This is a genomic window from Limosilactobacillus balticus (assembly GCF_014145615.1).
Lineage (GTDB): Bacteria > Bacillota > Bacilli > Lactobacillales > Lactobacillaceae > Limosilactobacillus > Limosilactobacillus balticus.
Window position 1 is genome coordinate 1 of sequence record NZ_JACIVH010000027.1, and the last position, 429, is coordinate 429.

The following is a 429-nucleotide window of genomic DNA, read 5'->3' on the forward strand; positions in this document are numbered from 1 at the left end:
CCAGCGAAAGCACATCAGCATCTGTAAGTGCAAGTGAAAGTACCTCGGCTTCAGTAAGCGCCAGCGAAAGTACCTCAACATCGTTGAGTGTGAGTGAAAGTACCTCCGCTTCAGTAAGTGCGAGTGAATCAACTTCAGCATCTGTAAGTGCGAGTGAATCAACTTCAGCATCTGTAAGTGCAAGTGAAAGTACCTCAGCTTCGGTAAGTGCGAGTGAATCAACTTCAGCTTCGGTAAGTGCAAGCGAAAGTACCTCTACTTCAGTAAGTGCGAGTGAATCAACTTCAGCTTCGGTAAGTGCAAGTGAAAGCACCTCAGCTTCAGTAAGCGCCAGCGAAAGTGCCTCAACATCGTTGAGTGCAAGTGAAAGCACTTCGGCTTCAGTAAGCGCCAGCGAAAGTGCCTCAACATCGTTGAGTGCAAGTGAAA

Annotated in this window: 1 protein-coding gene; it reads right to left on the reverse strand. The window is 47.8% G+C overall.

All coding sequences use genetic code 11. The annotated features are described in order from the left end of the window. Positions 1-429, reverse strand: a 429-nt coding sequence (locus H5S10_RS00160) for a hypothetical protein (protein WP_267905321.1), incomplete at both ends; no start/stop codon positions are given.